16 protein-coding genes are annotated in these 15,668 nt (G+C 54.4%); 9 read left to right on the top strand and 7 right to left on the bottom strand.

The genetic code is table 11. The features are described from left to right. Nucleotides 1-192 precede the first annotated feature (192 nt). Nucleotides 193-954, bottom strand: a complete 762-nt coding sequence (locus HII27_RS17235; RefSeq protein WP_185669009.1) for an AraC family transcriptional regulator — start codon at nt 952-954, stop codon at nt 193-195. 101 nt (nt 955-1,055) lie between these two features. Here HII27_RS17235 and HII27_RS17240 point away from each other — a divergent pair, with 101 nt between their 5' ends. Next, nucleotides 1,056-2,183: a multidrug effflux MFS transporter gene (locus tag HII27_RS17240; RefSeq protein WP_185669010.1), complete on the top strand. Its 1,128-nt coding sequence runs from the start codon at nt 1,056-1,058 to the stop codon at nt 2,181-2,183. Nucleotides 2,184-2,194: 11 nt separating this feature from the next. Here HII27_RS17240 and HII27_RS17245 read toward each other — a convergent pair whose 3' ends face one another. Further along, nucleotides 2,195-2,767, bottom strand: a complete 573-nt coding sequence (locus tag HII27_RS17245; protein ID WP_185669011.1) for a hypothetical protein — start codon at nt 2,765-2,767, stop codon at nt 2,195-2,197. Between the two features lie 184 nt (nt 2,768-2,951). Between HII27_RS17245 and HII27_RS17250 the strand changes: the two genes are divergently transcribed. From HII27_RS17250 to HII27_RS17265, 4 genes are all read left to right on the top strand, one after another. Next, a complete protein-coding gene (locus HII27_RS17250) occupies nt 2,952-3,722 on the top strand; it encodes an alpha/beta fold hydrolase (protein WP_185669012.1) in 771 nt (256 codons plus the stop codon). A 65-nt stretch (nt 3,723-3,787) separates the two neighbouring features. Then, the gene (locus HII27_RS17255; RefSeq protein WP_185669013.1) at nt 3,788-4,465 is read left to right on the top strand and encodes a heavy metal response regulator transcription factor; all 678 of its coding nucleotides are present in this window, start codon (nt 3,788-3,790) and stop codon (nt 4,463-4,465) included. Next, nucleotides 4,462-5,862 carry a heavy metal sensor histidine kinase gene (locus tag HII27_RS17260; protein ID WP_185669014.1) on the top strand — a complete coding sequence of 467 codons (1,401 nt, stop codon included), beginning with the start codon at nt 4,462-4,464 and terminating at the stop codon, nt 5,860-5,862. Before HII27_RS17255 ends, HII27_RS17260 begins: the two co-directional genes overlap by 4 nt. 202 nt (nt 5,863-6,064) lie before the next feature. Next, the gene (locus HII27_RS17265) at nt 6,065-6,349 is read left to right on the top strand and encodes a VF530 family protein (RefSeq protein WP_185669015.1); all 285 of its coding nucleotides are present in this window, start codon (nt 6,065-6,067) and stop codon (nt 6,347-6,349) included. On the opposite strand, the gene HII27_RS17270 is transcribed toward HII27_RS17265, so the two are convergent. After that, nucleotides 6,339-7,328 (bottom strand): zinc-binding dehydrogenase, encoded by a 990-nt coding sequence (locus HII27_RS17270; RefSeq protein WP_185669016.1) that lies wholly within the window; start codon nt 7,326-7,328, stop codon nt 6,339-6,341. The genes HII27_RS17265 and HII27_RS17270 overlap by 11 nt on opposite strands. 213 nt (nt 7,329-7,541) lie before the next feature. Between HII27_RS17270 and HII27_RS17275 the strand changes: the two genes are divergently transcribed. Both HII27_RS17275 and HII27_RS17280 read left to right on the top strand, forming a co-directional pair. Beyond that, a complete protein-coding gene (locus tag HII27_RS17275; protein ID WP_396401560.1) occupies nt 7,542-8,825 on the top strand; it encodes a glycoside hydrolase family 10 protein in 1,284 nt (427 codons plus the stop codon). Between the two features lie 276 nt (nt 8,826-9,101). Further along, nucleotides 9,102-10,370, top strand: a complete 1,269-nt coding sequence (locus HII27_RS17280) for an amino acid permease (RefSeq protein ID WP_185669018.1) — start codon at nt 9,102-9,104, stop codon at nt 10,368-10,370. Between the two features lie 84 nt (nt 10,371-10,454). Here HII27_RS17280 and HII27_RS17285 read toward each other — a convergent pair whose 3' ends face one another. From HII27_RS17285 to cfa, 3 genes are all read right to left on the bottom strand, one after another. Then, the gene (locus HII27_RS17285; protein WP_185669019.1) at nt 10,455-11,729 is read right to left on the bottom strand and encodes a type II toxin-antitoxin system HipA family toxin; all 1,275 of its coding nucleotides are present in this window, start codon (nt 11,727-11,729) and stop codon (nt 10,455-10,457) included. Continuing rightward, entirely contained in the window at nt 11,722-12,036 is a 315-nt protein-coding gene (locus tag HII27_RS17290; protein ID WP_185669095.1) for a helix-turn-helix domain-containing protein, read from the bottom strand. The genes HII27_RS17285 and HII27_RS17290 overlap by 8 nt, the downstream gene beginning before the upstream one ends. A gap of 181 nt (nt 12,037-12,217) precedes the next feature. After that, complete coding sequence (gene cfa / locus HII27_RS17295) at nt 12,218-13,372, bottom strand: cyclopropane fatty acyl phospholipid synthase (protein WP_185669020.1); 1,155 nt, start codon at nt 13,370-13,372, stop codon at nt 12,218-12,220. Nucleotides 13,373-13,478: 106 nt separating this feature from the next. Between cfa and HII27_RS17300 the strand changes: the two genes are divergently transcribed. Beyond that, entirely contained in the window at nt 13,479-14,285 is an 807-nt protein-coding gene (locus tag HII27_RS17300) for a helix-turn-helix domain-containing protein (protein WP_223883240.1), read from the top strand. On the opposite strand, the gene HII27_RS17305 is transcribed toward HII27_RS17300, so the two are convergent. Then, nucleotides 14,282-14,629, bottom strand: a complete 348-nt coding sequence (locus tag HII27_RS17305; protein ID WP_185669021.1) for a PerC family transcriptional regulator — start codon at nt 14,627-14,629, stop codon at nt 14,282-14,284. The genes HII27_RS17300 and HII27_RS17305 overlap by 4 nt on opposite strands. 260 nt (nt 14,630-14,889) lie before the next feature. Between HII27_RS17305 and HII27_RS17310 the strand changes: the two genes are divergently transcribed. After that, a complete protein-coding gene (locus HII27_RS17310; RefSeq protein WP_185669022.1) occupies nt 14,890-15,666 on the top strand; it encodes an MBL fold metallo-hydrolase in 777 nt (258 codons plus the stop codon). The last annotated feature ends 2 nt before the right edge of the window (nt 15,667-15,668 follow it).

Genomic DNA, 15,668 nt, shown 5'->3' on the forward strand with positions numbered 1-15,668 from the left:
AGTCCAGGGCATAGCGAGTCTCCTCTTCTATGCCTGTTATAACTGTTACCCATGTATCCGGTCTAAAGTGTTACCTATGTTTCCGGTTTGTACCTGCGCTCGGCCGGGCTACGATGAGGCCAGTCTACTCGGGGGAACCCTACAGAAAGGGGTTAGCCAGATGACAATCTTGTCATCTGGCGCGAGGCTCCGCTATCTCGGCGAGTAGCGTGTCGGCGTGGTGCCAGTATGCTGCCGGAAAAAAGCGATGAATGCGCTGTCACTAACAAACTCAAGCCCTTGCGCGACATCGCTTAACGAGAGTCCATCGGACAGCATTTCCATGGCCTTCAGTAGCCGCCACTGCTGCCGCCAGCTTTGATAATTCATGCCGGTATCTTTGACAAAAATACGGCTTATCGTGCGCTCAGAGGCACCTGCCTGCTGGGCTAACTGACCCAATCTCGGCGGTAAATCTCCCTTATGCACCCTATCCAACCAGTCGTTCAGGCGTGGGTCTGAGGGGAATTTTAGCGTCCAGTTTTCCTGACGTGCGCGCTGCATTTCCTCACTAAAAACGGTAATCAGGCTGGCCTGTTGCGCGGCTTCCATACCCCAGGGCCAGAACGCCATTCGTTCAATAACCTCAAAAAAGAGCGGGTTCACTTCGACTATCTGCAGCGGCAGCGTCGATAGCGGTAATGTCGTTGAAAAATAGAGAGAGCGATAGGCCAGCACGCCGCGCATAATGGCGCGGTGAACGATGCCTGCGGGGATCCAGGCAGCCCGGCCCGGCGGCAGCAGGCACAGGGTTTGATCGAGTTCAATGGTGATGCTTCCTGCCGCCGAAAAGAGGAGTTGATGGCGCTGATGGCTGTGCCGCCCGGAATCATGCACACCCATATCGGACGCGATGCCGACAACCGGTTCATTAAAACGATCCGGGTCGAATATATCGCTGGGGCTAATCTTCATGAATTGTCCGATATTTGATAGATAATGTCTTTAATATGGTAATAAGACACCCGTGCGTTCGCAATAATACGCCTCAATTTTCTGACGCACTGGATCTCATCATGAATATCACCACCCGTCCGCCCTTATGGCTGCTGACGCTGCTAATTATGTTTCCGCAACTGGTGGAAACCCTATATAGCCCGGCGCTGCCGGACATCGCCCGCGCATTTGAGGTTAGCCACGAGCGCGCCGCTCAAACGCTTTCCGTATACTTTATCGCTTTTGCGGTCGGGGTAGCGCTGTGGGGCTGGCTATGCGACCACATCGGACGTCGGCCAGCCATGATGGCCGGGCTGGTCTGTTATGGCGTGGGCGCCACAATGGCCGTTGTCGCCAACGATTTTACCCTGTTGCTACTGGCGCGTATGGTGGCGGCAATAGGAGCCGCTTCCGGCTCCGTTGTGGTGCAGACGATGCTGCGCGATTGCTATGAATCAACCGCCCTCGCCCGTGTGTTTTCGGTTATGGGAGCCGCGCTCGCGATGAGCCCGGTTTTTGGGCTGGTTAGCGGTGGTTGGCTGGTCAGTCTGTATGGTCATACCGGCGTCTTTTTTGCACTGGTATGGCTGGCGTTATTGTTACTCATACTCACGTTCTTCTCCCTTGCGGAAACACGACCGAAAAACGTGAACAGGCCACGGGCTGCCGAGCTTGCCTTCCGTATGGTGCGGGACGGCGCGCTCTGGAAAAACGCTATGCTCGTTGCTCTACTGAATACCATGCTGTTCAGTTACTACAGCCTGAGTCCCTTTCTTTTCTCACAATTGGGCTGGAGTTCAACGGCATTTGGCTGGACGGGATTCCTGCTGGCGATCGCTTCACTACTGGGGAGCCTGTTGAACCGGAGACTGCTCACCTCCGGCCTGACGCCAGAACGATTGGTGTATTACGCCTGCATTCTGGCGCTGCTCTCCGGTGTCGTCGCATGGGGGTTGCAACATTCCGCGTGGGTACTGATTCCGGTTGCTGGCGTGGTGGTTGCCTACGGCATCGCAATACCGAACGTGCTGAGCCAGGCGTTGCATCGCTACCGGGAGCAGGCCGGGGTTGCTGGCGCGCTGTTCGGGCTAAGCTACTATCTGCTGCTGGGGACCTTACTCGGGCTCGCCGGTATGGTGCAGCAGTTGGGGCTGGTTCTGACGGTCTGCGCGCTGATCGCCTGGCGATGCAGCACGCCCCGACGCTAAGTTGCCGGGCCCTATATGCAAGGCCCGGTCGCGCATCCGTACATCATATACAGTGGGAACAACGGGATTAATGGGATCATCGCGATGGTGCCCAGAGTGGTAATCGATTGGGTCTTATCGCTGATGGAGACCACAATCGGTTGTTCCAGCCGATACGGCGCAGACAGGTCATCAGATTCATCAGATAACACCCAGAAGCCGCTGGCTTTAAACATCACCCCAAGATGATCGTTATCAATCGGCTTCGCCTTATACTGATTCACCAGCACGGTTTGTTGCTCAGCATCCACTTTGCGCTTATCAATCACCACCAGGTACTCCGCCGTTAGCTCGTGGTTCTCGGCCACAAAGTTAACTCGTACACCGGAAGCCTGTTGATGAAAGCGATCGTAGAATGTTTTATAGCGCTGATACTCCTGAGGCATGCCCGCGCGCCCGAAACGATAGCTGTATTTTTTTGAACTGGCGATAATGCCGGTATCATCCGGTTTTATCGCCACAATGGTATCCGTTGGCGGCAAGTTTGGCGTATTGGCGCATCCAGCCAGCAGCAGAACAGCCAGCAGTGAGAGGTATTTCAGCATGTTAACCATCCCGGTTGATCATTTTTATCTCCCTGTTTACCACATCATCAACCGCTTGCCACCTCCCTGATTTTTAGACCTACGACTTTCCGTTGTCATTTTTTTGTCATTTCAGCGTCAGCACTTTGTGGGTCCCAGGCCACTACAGTAGCCATGACCCCATTGCTGAATCTGAGGATTAACCATGAAATTACGCCATCTTACCGTTCTGAGTTCCCTGATACTGGGCGCATTAAGCCCGCTCGCCGCACAGGCGGACACACCGCAGGAAGTTAAAAATATCGTGCTGGTGCACGGCCTGTTCGCCGACGGCTCCAGTTGGGGAAAAGTGATCCCATTGCTACAGGCAAAAGGCCTGCACGTCACGGCAGTGCAGAACCCAACGACCTCTCTGGATAATGACGTGGCGGTGGTGAAACGCGCGCTGGCACAGCAAAATGGCCCGGTGATTCTGGTAGCGCACTCGTACGGCGGTATGGTGATAAGTCAGGCGGGAGATGAGCCGGAAGTGAAAGGGCTGGTCTATATTGCGGCCCGCGCACCGGAGGCCGGGGAAGATTATCCGGCATTAACCAAACGATACCCTGCGGCGCCAGCGTCGGCGGGCCTGAAATGGAGCGACGATGGCTACGGCGCACTGAGCGAATCGGCGTTTATTCATGATTTTGCCGGTGACCTGCCGGAACGCGAAGCCAAGGCCTATTACGCCGTGCAGCAACCAATCGGTAAAGCGATTACCCAGGCTAAAACTACCGTTGCCGCCTGGCAGCACAAGCCAACCTGGTATGCAGTATCCACGGAGGATCGCACTATCAACCCGGATCTGGAGCGTTTTATGGCGAAACGAATGCATGCGCAGACCATTGAGCTGAAATCCAGCCACGTCTCGCTACTCTCGCAGCCAGAAGCGGTGGCTAACCTGATAATGAAAGCGGCCCACGTGCCGGGATACTAAGGTTATACTGACAAAATTGGGGCGCTTTCCGCGCCCTTTTCTCTCCTTTTTACAGGACCCGCTGGGTGAAAATCCTCATTATTGAAGACGAAGCGAAAACCGCCGCCTATCTGGTGAACGGGCTAAATGAAGCGGGTTATACCGTGGACTGGGCTGCCAACGGTATCGACGGGCTGCATCTCGCGCGGGAAGAACGTTATGACCTGATATTGCTGGATGTCATGCTGCCGGAAATGAACGGCTGGACGGTCATGGAACGCTTACGTACCCATAGCCAGATTCCGGTGCTGTTTCTGAGCGCACGCGGGGCGCTGGAGGATCGCCTACGCGGGCTGGGCCTGGGCGCCGACGAATATCTGGTGAAGCCATTTTCCTTCGCCGAGCTGCTGGCACGTATTCGTATTATTTTGCGCCGCGGCCAGCGTCAGCCAGAACCAGAAGCACGTCTCTCGCTGGCGGATTTGGTGGTGGATATCGAAAAATTTCGCTGCGAACGGGACGGCAAACTCATCACGCTCACCAACAAAGAGTTTAAGCTGCTGGTCTGCTTTCTACAGCATCCCGGCCAGGTGCTCTCACGAACGTTTCTCGCTTCCCGCGTCTGGGATATGAATTTTGACAGCGACACCAACGTGGTGGACGTCGCGGTACGTAGGCTGCGGCAAAAAGTGGACGATCCCTTTAGCGAACGGTTGATTCATACCGTGCACGGTGTTGGATATCGCTGCGAGAAAGCGCCATGAAGCGCAGGTCCCTGACTTTTCGATTAGCCGTTCTGCTGGCGGCGTTCTCCTTTGCGGCCTTAACCGTGATGGGCAGCGCACTCTACTATGGGCTGCGCCAGCAGCTCACAATACGCGACGATGCGGCACTGGTCTCTCGCGTCGACCAGATCAGCACGCTGCTGCGGGATCTTGATGCCCGCCAGTTGATCCACGAAAAGCCCCATCTGTTTGCCAATATGCTGGGCAACACGGAGTCGTTGTTGATTATCCGCTACGTTGGCGGGCCCACGCTGCTGGAAGTCAATCCGATGCGGCGCGATATTCCGGCCGTTACCGCCGTTGCTGGCAACCAGCGGCTGACGCCCGCCGCCGTACATCATGCCAACAGCGCGGACGGCACGCCGATGGTCTATATGGCGGCAATCAGTCCGTCGGCCAACGACCAGCCGCCGCTGGAAATTCTCTCAGCCAGAGTACTGAGCGAGCGCACCCATATTCTTGAGGCGTACCGTACCAACATCATACTTTTTACCGCCATGATGGCGGCAATTTCCGTCATACTGGCGGTTATTTTCGCTCGCCGCGGGATGTTGCCGTTGCATCAACTTGCCGAACACACCGCAAAAATCGGCACACAAACGCTCTCTTCCCGCCTCGATAAACACGGCGTACCGACCGAACTGGATGCCCTGATCGACTCGGTAAATGCGATGCTTGAAAGACTCGAGCGTGGATTCCAGCAACTTAAACAGGTCAGCGCGGATATGGCCCACGACCTGCGCACACCGATTAACACCCTACTCGGTCAGACTGAAGTGGGCCTAGGCGCGGCTCGCGATAATCACTATTACCAGCAGCTGCTGGGGTCAAACTTCGAAGAGCTACAGCGCATGTCGCGGATGATCGACAATATGCTGTTCCTCGCCCAGGCGGAGCAGCCTGACCGGGCCATCCAGCGCCACAAGATAAACGTCACCGAAGAGATTCAGCGCCTGAGTGACTATTTTGAGGATCTGGCCGCCGATCGTGGCATCTCCTTCCACGCCCAGGGCAGCGGAACGGTGTACGCCGATGCCCAGTTGCTGCGCCGCGCGCTGGCAAACCTGCTGTCTAACGCAGTGCGTTACGCCGAACCGCAAAGCGTGATTACGATAGCGGTCGCCGCCGAAGCAGACGGCATGGCTATCCGGGTGATAAACCGAGGGGAAACTATCTCGCGCGCTCATCAGGATAAACTGTTCGATCGTTTTTACCGGGCCGATCCTGCACGCCACGATTCGGCGCACTCCAGCGGTCTGGGTCTCTCTATCGTGCGTTCGATAATGCAGTTACATCAGGGGCGATTCTGGGTAGAAAGCGAGGGTGGTATCACCTGTTTCGGGCTGTGGTTCCCCGATAAACATTTAACTATTTGATTTTAAACTATTTCGTTGTTTTATCGTGCGCTACGTGAATTCTGCTAATTTAGCAGTATCGTTGTGCGTCAGAATCCACGCAAAACCGCCTGAAAAATGAGCAGTATTTCAACCGCTCAACGCGAGTCATTGCCGGAGGTTCCGCTTTCTTGTAACCTTCCCCCCGCTCACTCTTTTTCACTCAATGTTTAACGGACCCCGCATGACAGCACATATTTCAAAAGATCCTTTGCACGGCGTCACTCTGGAAATGCAGGTCAATGCGCTGGTGGCGCGTTATGGGTGGGATCAATTGAGCAAGCTGATTAACATCAACTGTTTTAAGAATGAGCCGAGCGTAAAATCGAGCCTCAAGTTTCTGCGCCGTACGCCGTGGGCGCGCGCAGAAGTAGAAGCCCTCTACCTCGACTCACTGTCAGGTGATGTGGATATCGCGCCGGAAGAACCGGCGTTCAACCCGTGGGGAACCGGTCGTTCTAAGGGTTAACTCGCACCAGCGGTTTGCCGCTGAACTGACGGTGACGGAGCTGGTCCAGTAGCTCCGGCAGCTTATCGAACCCGGTAGCCACCGTCTCTTCTGCCACCAGACGACCAGCGGCGAGATCGGCCATTATCTTCTCACCCGCAGCGGTGAGCTGCTGCCAGGCTTCATCATCGCCATACCAGTGCAGCGCGCCGAGCGCCACTTCATGCATCGACAGGGTTCTACCGAACGGCGCGCAGGGCCACTCGCTTAACCGCCCCTGAATCGCAATGATATGGCCGTTGGCCTTCAGCGCTGGCGTCAAGCGAGCGGCGTGATCTTCATTCACGCTGTCAATCACCGCATAGAACGACGCGGCATCCGCCTCTGGCCAGGATTGCCCTGCGGCTAATGGCCCGGCAATACAGCGCTGCGCGCCCATTGCCTGCAAACGCTGCCAGTGGCGCTGGTTACACATCGCGGTCACCGCAAATCCTCTCGCCGCCGCAAACTGAACAAGATAATGCCCCACCGCGCCGCCGGCGCCGCTAATCAGCAGCGGCGCATTAGGGATGACGGGCAGCTTTTCGATAGCCAGCCAGGCGGTCAGCGCCGGGCATGGGATACTTGCCGCAGTGTCAAAGCTCACCGCATCCGGAACGCGCATCAGGGCGCGGGCGGCAACCGGCGTGTGTTCCGCGTAGCTACCAGGTTTCGCCAGGCTTTGATGATACGCCACCCGCTGGCCGAGCCAGCTGCTATCAACCCCTTCCCCTAGCGCGACCACCGTGCCCGCACCATCAACGCCTGGGACATGGTCCTTCTCCCAGTCAATTAACCCCGGTCCCAGCACTTTCCAGTCAACCGGGTTCAGTCCGATAACCGCATTTCGTACCAGCACTTCGCCGGTAGCCAATGACGGAACGGCGATACGTTTCAGCTCAAGCGCGTCCGGTTCGGCGCTGCCTTGCCAGGTCCAGGCAAGATGTGAATGTTCAGACATAGGGCTTCCTTACTTTTTTCGGGATGAATATCCATCAACGATAAGAAATTCGTAGAAATAAGGCAAATGACATATCAGGATGATCGTTATCATTTCGTGTGATATCAGCGCTGCTAATTGATTGACTTCATCTTAAATAGTACGAGAATGTTCTCACTCGATTTAACCCGAATAACGGCACCTATGATTCTCAGTTCTTTTAGTTTATTCCGTATGTCGAAAACAAAAAAAGCCGCCGCGCTGATTGCCGCTGCGTTATTTCTGGTCAGCTGTGACTCAAAGACTCCCGTTAAGTCGCCTTCTAACGTCAATACTGGCAAAACCCAGCAGAGTAATGAACCGATGCGTGGTGTCTGGCTCACTACGGTATCTCGCCTCGACTGGCCACCGATTAGCTCCATCAATGCCAGCAGTAGCATGCAGCGCGTGATTCAGCAGCAGGCTGCACTGCGCGAGAAGCTCGATAAGCTGAAAAGCCTTGGTATTAATACCGTCTTCTTCCAGGTTAAGCCTGATGGTACGGCACTCTGGCAGTCCAACATTTTGCCGTGGTCTGAAACGCTGACCGGCACTATCGGCCAATATCCAGGCTACGACCCGCTGCAGTTTATGCTGGATGAAGCGCACAAGCGCGGCATGAAGGTACACGCGTGGTTTAACCCGTATCGTGTTTCTACTAACATCAAACCATCCACCGTGACGGCATTAAATAATACGCTGTCCATGACACCGCCGAGCGTTTACGTTCTGCATCGCGACTGGATCCGCACCGCGAACGACCGCTTCGTACTCGACCCGGGCATCCCGGAAGTTCGCGACTGGATAACGAGCATCGTGGCTGAAGTGGTCTCCCGCTATCCGGTTGACGGCGTGCAGTTTGACGACTATTTCTATACCGAAACTCCCGCTTCAGCGCTCAATGACAACGCGACCTACCGCCAGTACGGCCAGGGCTTTGCATCAAAAGCCGACTGGCGTCGCAACAACACGCAGCAGCTGATTGCCCAGGTTTCTCACACCATTAAACAGCTCAATCCAAAGGTCGAGTTTGGCGTGAGCCCGGCGGGCGTCTGGCGTAACCGTTCACACGATCCGGCCGGTTCCGATACGCGCGGCGCGGCGGCGTACGATGAATCTTATGCCGATACTCGCCAGTGGGTGCAGCAGGGTCTGCTCGACTATATTGCCCCGCAGCTTTACTGGCCGTTTGCCCGTGATGCCGCGCGCTACGATGTGCTGGCAAAATGGTGGGCCGACGTGGTGAAACCAACCAATACCCGCCTTTATATCGGCATCGCGCTGTATAAAGTGGGCGAACCGTCGAAGAATGAGCCAGACTGGACGGTTCAGGGCGGCGTGCCGGAGCTTAAAAAGCAGATTGATATGAACGAGTCCGCGGCAAATATCGATGGCACAATCTTGTTCCGCGAAGGCTACCTCGAACAGCCGCAAACTCAGCAGGCGGTTGATTATTTAAAAAGCCGCTGGGGTAATTAATCATCAGCAGGAACCGGCGGGCGATCGCCGGTTCCTTTAATATTAATGGTAATAAGTTAAGATGGTGTGAATGGGTGTTATTAACCATCTTGTAGTTTCCTGAAAACACCAAAAAACAGTTGCGAGGTTTATCCGGCTGCCAGTAGTATCGAACAAAAGGCATTAGCATCGCCTCAAATAATAATAAATCAATTCCACCTCGTTTATTCTTTCCGCTTAGGTTACCCCAATAACTCCCCATTAACGTTCGCGTTATTCTCGAAATATATGAGTACTATGACTAAAGAAACAGCTATATCTCGTCCCCAATGGACGAAAAAAGATACCATCTGGATGATGGGTGTTTATGGCGCAACTGTTGGTGCAGGCACGCTTTTCCTACCAGTGGAAATTGGTACTCGCGGCCCGCTCGTCTTTATTCTGCTACTCCTTCTTGGATTCCCGCTATCGTTAGTGCCGCACGTGCTGATTTGCCGCGTCTTTATGCGCGACCAGCAGGGGCATGACGGCGAGGATCGGACGCTGCCGCTGTTTGGATCGTTCTTTGGGCCAAAGGGCCGTCAGGCGATGAAGCTGTTTTTCTGCGTGGCGCACTATCCGGTGACGCTGGTGTACGCCGTGTCGCTGGTGAACGCCCTCAGCCACTTCCTGACCGAGCGCTTGCACATTGCCGGTATTAACCGCGCCACGCTGACGCTGGTGGTGCTGTTGATCCTCCATCTGGTGCTGAGCAAGGGCCGCGACCGGGTTGTCAGTACCATGAGCGCGCTGGCGCTGCCGTTTGCGATTGCCATTATCGTTATCGCCGCCTCGCAGATCCCGGCATGGGACATCAACAACGTGACGCACGCCTGGCAGCAGACCCACGCCTCAACGGTTGGCAGTTCGCTGAAAGATTTGTGGCTGACGCTGCCGCTTATCGCCTTTTCCCTCTGCTCTGCTCCGCTGATTCCTGCGCTGGCCTCCTGGTATCGTGAACCGGGTAACGGCGGCGAGGAGCAGTCGGTACGGGTTATCCGTCGCGCTTACGGGCTGATTTTCTTCAGTATTATCTTCTTCGTACTGAGCTGCATTTTAAGCACGCCACGCGAAACCTTTGAGATGGCGAAAGATCAGAACCTGAACGTGCTGTCGGTGATTGGCGGCAACGGCGGCATGAGCGCACTGCTCTATCTGGCGCCGTTTATTGCGATTCTGGGGATGACGAAATCCTTTTTAGGTATTTCGATGCCGGTGGCCGAAACCTTTAACGTCCTGGCGACCGATCTGTTTAAGGTTAAACGAACCAGCCATATTAAGCGGATTAAATTAATCACGTCGGTGGTGATGTTTATTGTGACATCGGCGGTGGTTTATATTAACCCTGACGTCATTAATATGATTGAAACCCTCTGCGGGCCGTTAATTGCGATCTTCCTGTTCGTGATACCAACCTGGCTGATTTTCACCCGTCCTGCACTGAAAGCCATGCGCGGATTTATCGCCGTGATGGTGATGGCGAGCGGCGTATTAACCGTTTCGGCGCTGCTGTATGCAATGTTTTGATTGAGATAAGTGAGGGGCGGTGCAAACTGCCCTTCACTCATTCCCTCTCCCCAAAGGGGCGAAGGAATGAATTGGTGCGGATGGTCAGAGTGGCCTTTTTAATCGACTGATATTATCGCGAATCTGCCGCTGAATCTGACCCAGCGTCTCTTCGGTAATCCGGCCTGGATATAGCGACCTTGCGGTATCGGCAAACGCGTTACCCACCGTGCTAAACGCTTCTATTTTTTCGTCAATCTGTGCCAGCGTAAGCTCGGCTTCCTGTTCACCCAGCGCCACCATATGCTGGCGTTCAATATCCAACGCTTCCCCCATCACGTCCATCTGATGATAGCCACCCGGCCCATCGTTGTAGGTGACGTCAAAAGCGGGAGCCAGCGACCATTGGCCGTTTGCCGCCATTAGATAGGCAAAGTTTTTTGGGTGATCGTCGCGGTTATTAAAGATGACGTTAAACAATACGCGTTCAAAGGCTCGAGCCTTCTCCCGGACATCGTTGGTGCACAGATGAGTGGCGCGCAGGAAGTTCACGTAGTCCAGCGACCCGGCAACCTGATAGTTTGCGCCGGTAAAAGCGGCAAGGCTTTGCATTGGCACACGCATACCGTCCTGGCGGTCAAAGCGCTTGCTGGCAAAAGCGGCCTGCCCACCTGGCAGCGCGAAATAAGCGGTGTCCGGCGCGGCGATACCGCACTGACGAAGGCACTCGCCGTAGACGGCTTCAATGGCACACACTTCAGGGTGCTCTTGCTGCGCCGGGAATTTCACCAGCCAGCTTTCAAGTTCGGGTTCGGCGACCGTCGTGAACTGCCCCGTTTGTGGGTGGCGATACAGCAGCACCTTCGGCCTTGCGCCCTGAGGCGAGCCGCCCATTTGTAGCAGCTTTTGCAGGAACTGACCGCCTTCACCGCTCAGCACCGCCTGAACTTCCTGTGCCAGCTGTGCAAGCGGCACATTATCTTTCGCGGCTAGCGGGTCCTCAGTCTGGAGAGGATGAAAGGTCATCGCCCCCATCGCGGCGTTGCCAATATAGGTCAGACGTTCCAGCGGCCCAATACGCGCGGCGTTGAGTCCCCGGCGTTTGAACAGGCGATCCATCAGCAGCATCCCCCAACCGTCGGGTAGCGCGTCGTAAACCGGCCCCGGCAGGCCAAGCTGGTGGGCAGGGAAATCCCGACGCAAGCGCGGGCCATTAAGCGGCAGCGTCAGGCGCGCTAGCTCCAGCCCTTTGCGTACGGCGTCTTCGCTGTATTCAAAGGCAATCATTGGCCGCCCGGTCAGCGCAGTTGAGGAAACCAGCCGGCCCCATAGCCAACGCTCTCCCCAACCTTCGTAATAGATGTCGACCTGATTAGGCATCGTCGTGCTTCCTCTTTACCCGGTGGCGCGTGGCGCTTTTTTCATAGCGCAGGATATCGTCCAGGCTCTCAATCTTTGGCTTAAACAGCGTTTCCAGTTCGCCCGCGAAGCCCAGTACCATCGCCACCCTGACCAGGCTATCAAAATTGACGTTACGCCCTGCTTCCAGGTTAGAGACCGTGTTAACGCCAACACCGGCGCGCGCTGCGAGGTCAGCCTGGGTCATTTGCTGTGAAAGCCGCTCCTGGCGCAGTCGGCCGCAGAGCAGTTTGACAATTTCTGCTGGTTTGCTAAGTGATAAATCCATCATAGTGTGGCTTATCCAGAATAATTCAGGTTAATACCCAATATTATAGAATTAAGCAGTAAAAATAGAAAGGTTGTGTAACACACAAAATATGGGATTTAACGAATGAATAGCGAGATAAGAGACAATATAATGGAATTAGCTTAAAGACACGCCGCCAGAAGGCGACGTGCCAGAGCCATTAGCGATAGACGTACATACCACCTTCGGCACCACGGCTGAATAACACCTGCCAGAGCTCGATATCACGTGCGCGGAACGCCCCGGCGCAGGCGCACAGATAGTAGTTGAACATGCGGCGGAAACGCGGCGTGTAGTTGGACGACAGTCCCGGCCATGCCTGGTTAAAACGCTGGTGCCACGCCATCAGGGTTTTATCGTAATCGCTGCCAAAGTTATGCCAGTCTTCCATAATCAGGCGTGACTCGCTGACGCTGGCAATCTGGCGAATCGACGGCAGGCAGCCGTTCGGGAAGATATATTTGTTGATCCACGGGTCGACGCTGAGCCCGGTCTGATTACTGCCGATGGTGTGCAGTAAAAACAGCCCGTCGGGTTTAAGACAGCGATCAACGACGCTGAAGTAGGTATCATAGTTTTTCGGCCCAACGTGCTCAAACATCCCGACCGACACAATCCGGTCGTAGCCAGTGTTAAGGTCACGATAGTCCTGCAGCAGGATGTTCACATCCAGCCCTTCGCAGCGCTGCTGCGCCAACTTTTGCTGTTCGCGAGAAATGGTAACGCCGTCCACGCTGACACCGTAGTTCCGCGCAGCATAAGCCGCTAACCCGCCCCAGCCGCAGCCGATATCCAGCAGGCGCATACCAGGTTTAAGCTGCAGTTTTTCGCAGATCATTTTCAGCTTGGCGTTTTGCGCCTCATCCAGCGTCTGTGCGTCACGCCAGTAGCCGCAGGAGTACTGCATATGTGGGTCGAGCATCAGTGCAAAGAGATCGTTGCCAATATCGTAGTGTTCTTTGCCAACAATCCATGAACGGCTGCGTGACTGAAGATTAAACAGACGCGCGCTGACAACGCGTAAAATATCCCTCAGGTTGCCGGGCACCTCTTTATCCAGCTTTGCTTTCAGGATTTTGCAGAACAGAATATCCAGGCGTTCGCAGTCCCACCACCCTTCCATATAGCTTTCGCCCAGACCCAGCGAACCCTGCTGAAATACACGCTTAAAAAAGTCAGCGTGATGAACCTGAATATCCCATGGCCGGGCACCATTGATTTTAATATCGGCCTGACTGAGCAGGTCATTCCCCATCCGCGACCAATTATCGTTCAATTCATCAATGCTAATTACGTCTGAGCAAACCGTGGCCATGTTTCTTATCCATAAATGAGTCAATATGCTGTGCAGAAGATTATTATGGATAAGCTGATGGTATGTATTATGATGTGAGGACAATATTTATCGAACAGATGCCATAATGATGGACGATCGCACCCCTTTCACGCTTCAGCAGGCTAAACAGTGGTTTTCATCGCAAGATGACTCGATGAAAGAGCTGCCGCAGTCGGTCTATTTTCGTTCGTATGTGCTGGAAGCCAGCAACCATGTTGCCGAACATAGCCACGCCTTTGCCCAGTTTCATTTTGCGCGCAAAGGCAGTATGCGGATTGATGTTGCGGGTAAATGTTGGGTCATCCCCGCGCATTATGGTATCTGGATCCCACATAACACCGTGCATGCGGTGTGGGCGCTGGATGACGTACATCTGGAAAACCTGGATATTGACCCCGACTTTTTACCTGCGCCCATCAGTGATTGTAAAGTGGTCGCCATCAGCGATTTTGTGCGAGAGTTTATCCACTACGCCACCACCACCACGCCAGAACGTTATGATATTGCAGGCAAAGAAGGCCAGTTAGTCAGCGTGCTGCTGGATGTGATTCTGAAACTGCCGGAAGTAGAGTTAATGCTGCCGTGGCCGCACGACGCGGCGCTGATCAAAGTTTGCAGGACGATTCAGGAGTCGCCGGGCCTTGAACACGCGATGGAAGATTGGGCTCACCATCTCGGGATGTCGGCCCGCACCTTTTCCCGCCATTTTAAGAAAGAGACCGGCATGCCGTTTAGCGCATGGAAACAGAAAATGCGTATTCTGGAGTCGGTCATTCATCTGAAGCAAAATAAGAATGTAACGGCCGTTGCGCTGGAGGTGGGCTATTCCAGCACAGCCGCCTTTAGCTACGCTTTCCGCCAGGCATTCGGCGTGCCCCCATCCAGCTATTAATGGATGGTCTTATTCCTGGGGTTATATTTATAGATAAAGGCAATCGAACGGCCGGTCAGATGCTGTATTTCTTTAATGCTATGGCCCTGCGCCAACAGTTGTTGAATCTTAACTTTATCGCGCTCTACATCCTGCTTTCGGCTATCCCGACTGACCGCTACCGGCGTATTAATTTGCAGCTGTAGATGGCAGGCGCTTATTTTGTCCCACGCCAAACGACACTGCTCCTTCGTAGCATCAAAATGCGTCGATATCTCCTGCCAGATGCGCAGAGCGCGGCGATAAAAACCCTTAGATTCGTTGCATTGAGCAAGCATAATGAGAGCGTTGACTTCTGCGGTCATAATCAAAAACCCACAAGTGAATGAGTGGAACGCGAGTGCGCTGTGGCTTAATTCATTTGTATGATAAATACATTATCCACACCCTGTCTACGCCTTTACCGGCCGAATTTCATACTCATTTTTCATGATAACTATGCCCGGATGGCATTAATGCGCTTTAAATTGGCCCAATCACATCGAAAGTTGGCTTTTAGCCAGCGGCGTGGGAATATCACAACGCGCATACTGTGATTATCGAAACAGAGCACGAGGATGCCACCATGAACATTACCCAGATTCGCAACGCCACCCAGCTGATTACCTACGCCGGAAAACGCTTTTTAATCGACCCGATGCTGGCGCCAAAAGATGCTTATCCTGGCTTCCCCGGCACGGCGCGCGCAGAGGTGCGTAACCCGATGGTCGACCTGCCGTGCCGCCCTGAAGAGCTGCTGGATGTCGATGCGATTATCGTCACCCATACCCACCCAGACCATTGGGATGAAACGGCGGCGAAAATTATTCCCAAATCAATGCTGATTTATGCGCAGAACGCTAGCGATGAAGCGCTGCTCCGCTCCCAGGGATTTACGCAGCTACAGCAGTTGTCCGCAACCAGCCGCTTCGGCGATATCACGTTGATCAAAACCGATGGGCAGCACGGCTCTGATGAACTCTATGCGATTCCAGAACTGGCCGAACGACTGGGTGAAGCCTGTGGCGTCATTTTCCAGCATCCGGCGGAGAAAACGCTCTACCTGATCGGTGACTCCATCTGGATTGACGGCGTGGCGAATAACCTGCGCCATTACCAGCCAGGCGTGGTGATTATGAACACCGGCTGGGCGCACGTGCTGGGCTTCGGTCCGATTATCTTTGGTCTGGAAGATGTGTTGAAAGCGCATCAGATTGTGCCTGAGGCACAGATCGTGGGCACCCATATGGAAGCTATCAATCACTGCTTAGTCACCCGCAGTGCACTGCTGGCCTATGCTGAAGATAACCAGATACTCGACTATGTTAATGCACCTAAAGATGGTGACACTGTCACGTTTTAACG

Source organism: Kluyvera sichuanensis, from assembly GCF_014218705.1.
Lineage (GTDB): Bacteria > Pseudomonadota > Gammaproteobacteria > Enterobacterales > Enterobacteriaceae > Kluyvera > Kluyvera sichuanensis.